The sequence below is a fragment of the uncultured Romboutsia sp. genome, from assembly GCF_958366745.1.
In the GTDB taxonomy this organism is placed as follows: domain Bacteria; phylum Bacillota; class Clostridia; order Peptostreptococcales; family Peptostreptococcaceae; genus Romboutsia; species Romboutsia timonensis.
The window spans coordinates 1-2,914 of sequence record NZ_CATXCO010000264.1 but is presented as its reverse complement, the minus strand read 5'-3'; the positions used below and the strand labels follow the sequence as shown (position 1 = coordinate 2,914).

3 protein-coding genes are annotated in these 2,914 nt (G+C 28.5%); all 3 read left to right on the top strand.

All coding sequences use genetic code 11. The features are described 5' to 3' along the window. Window positions 1-146: 146 nt before the first annotated feature. Window positions 147-1,178 (top strand): 23S rRNA (adenine(2503)-C(2))-methyltransferase RlmN, encoded by a 1,032-nt coding sequence (gene rlmN, locus Q5F54_RS12440; RefSeq protein WP_071119652.1) that lies wholly within the window; start codon window positions 147-149, stop codon window positions 1,176-1,178. Between the two features lie 18 nt (window positions 1,179-1,196). Then, window positions 1,197-1,946, top strand: coding sequence for a Stp1/IreP family PP2C-type Ser/Thr phosphatase (locus tag Q5F54_RS12435; protein WP_281539000.1), 750 nt, complete (start codon window positions 1,197-1,199; stop codon window positions 1,944-1,946). Window positions 1,947-1,958: 12 nt separating this feature from the next. After that, a partial coding sequence (locus tag Q5F54_RS12430; RefSeq protein ID WP_302334529.1) for a protein kinase occupies window positions 1,959-2,914 on the top strand: 956 nt, incomplete at its 3' end.

Here is a 2,914-nt window from a genome sequence, read left to right as displayed (position 1 = left end):
AAATGACAACTTTGAATTAGTACCTATCGATGAAGTAAATGTAGATTTAGATAATCAAGAAAAAGGATACTTAAAAATATATCCTAATATTCACGGAATGGATGGATTCTTTATAGCGAAATTAAAAAGAGTAAGGTAGTGATAATATGAGTCAAAATAAAGTAGCATTAAAAAACTTTACAGAAGAAGAATTAAAAGAATTTGTAAAATCTATAGGAGAGCCAGCATTTAGAGGTTCTCAAATATATTCTTGGATATACAAAGGAGCAAAGACTTTTGATGATATGAAAAATATACCAAAGTCTTTAAGAGAAAAGCTTGAAGAAGTTTCGTTTATTGGAAATTTAAAAATAGAATTAAGCTTAAAATCTAAGGTAGATAAAACTAGAAAATATCTATTTGAATTAAATGATGGTAATATAATAGAATCTGTAATGATGGATTATGAAGATAGAGTTACTGTTTGTATATCAAATCAAGTTGGTTGTAGAATGGGATGTAGATTCTGTGCATCTACATTAGAAGGATTAATAAGGAATCTAGAACCATGGGAAATTATAGATCAAATACTTAAGATACAAGAAGATATAGGAAAGAGAGTTTCAAATTTAGTTTTAATGGGCAGTGGAGAACCATTAGATAATTTTGAAAATACTAAGAAGTTCTTAAGAATTGTTAATGATAAAAATGGTTTAAATATAGGCTATAGACACATAACATTATCTACATGTGGAATAGCTCCGAAGATGAGGGAATTAGCTGATTTAGAAATTCCTATTAACTTAGCACTTTCTCTTCATTCTCCGTATGATGAAAAAAGAAAAGAAATAATGCCTATAGCAAATGCTTATCCAATAAAAGATATATTAGATGCGTGTAAATACTATATTAAAAAAACAAATAGAAGGGTCACTATAGAATACTCTTTAATAAAAGGTGTAAATGATTCAGAAAAAGAAGCACAAGAACTTATAAGATTATTAAAGGGAATGTTGTGTCATGTAAATTTAATTCCTGTTAATAATGTTGAAGAAAGGGATTTTAAAAGACCAGATAAATCTCATATATACAGATTTAGAGATATACTAGAAAAAAATAATATACCAGCTACAGTTAGAATATCTATGGGCTCAGATATAGGTGGAGCTTGTGGACAATTGAGAAGAAAACATAAGTAGCTTTAAGGGGGTATTTTTGTGATTTATAACTGTGCATCCCATATAGGTAAAGTCAGAAAAAATAACGAAGACTACTGTAAGGGTGAGATAATAGACACAGATTTTGGATCTGTTGGAATATTCGCATTAGCTGATGGAATGGGTGGACATAACAAAGGTGAAGTAGCAAGTAAACTAGCAGTAGAAAATATAATTGAGTTTCTTAAAGAAAATTTATTACAAAGTAGTAATATAAAGATTGATTATATTGATGATATTATTAAGCAAGCTTATCATAATGTTAATAATATAATATATGAAAAATCTATGAGCAGTTTAGAATTTGAAGGTATGGGAACTACACTTGTAATAGCAATTATATATAAAAATAATTTATATGTTGCTAACGTAGGAGATAGTAGATGTTATTTACTTAATGAAAATGGCTTTAATAAAATAACAATAGATCACTCAGTTGTTGAAGAACTTGTAAAAGCAAATATTATTACTGAAGAAGAAGCAAAAACACATCCAAGAAGGAACCATATAACTAGAGCTATAGGAACAGATGAAATGGTTATAGTAGATATATTTAAGAAGCAAATAGATGCAGGTAACAAGATATTATTAACAAGTGATGGATTAACTGGATTTGTAGATGATAATACTATAAAAGATACACTATTAAAAGATGAGGATGTAAATGATTTAACAAAAGAATTGATAAACACTGCAAATGACGTTTCTGGAAGGGATAATATTTCAGTTATATTGATAGAAGAGAAATAGGATGGTGATAAAGTGGGAGAGACTGTTTTAGGAAACAGATATGAAATCATCAAAAAAATTGGTGATGGAGGTATGGCTTTTGTATATAAAGCTAAAGATATTTTATTAAATAGAATAGTTGCAGTTAAAGTATTAAGGCCAGAATTTGTAGATGATGATGAATTCTTAGGTAAATTTAAAAGGGAAGCAGAGGCAGTTGCAAGTCTTTCACACCCTAATATAGTAAACGTATACGATGTAGGAGAAGATGGAAAAGTTCATTATATAGTAATGGAATACATTGATGGGCAAAATTTAAAGGAAATAATAAAGAATGAAGGAACATTAGATGAATATACAGCCCTTGATATAACAAAGCAAATAGCTATGGCTCTTAGTGCAGCACATAAAAAGGGTATAATTCATAGGGACATAAAGCCTCATAATATACTTATATCTAATGAAGGTAGAGTAGTTAAGGTTGCTGACTTTGGTATAGCAAAAGCTGTTTCAAACTCAACTATGACTAATATTGGTAGCATAATAGGCTCTGTACACTATTTTTCACCAGAACAAGCAAAGGGTAAATTTGTAAGTAATAATGCAGATCTTTATTCGTTAGGAATAGTTTTATATGAAATGATAATCGGAAAAGTTCCTTTTAGAGGAGATAGTCCTATATCTATAGCATTACAACATATAAACGATGAAATTGAATTTACCTCAGAAGAACAGATAAATATACCTCAAAGTGTTAGAACTATAATCAAGAAACTAACTGAAAAATCTAGTGTTGATAGATATCAAAGTGCTGAGGAAGTTATAGAAGATATAGAGTATATAGAAAAGAACATAGATTTAGATTTTATAAAAGAGTATGATAACTATGTTACGAAAAATATAGATATTAAAGATTTAAATAAACAGATAAATATAGAAAAAAATAGACATGCTGAAGACGTAGTTTATGATGATGAAGACGATGATGA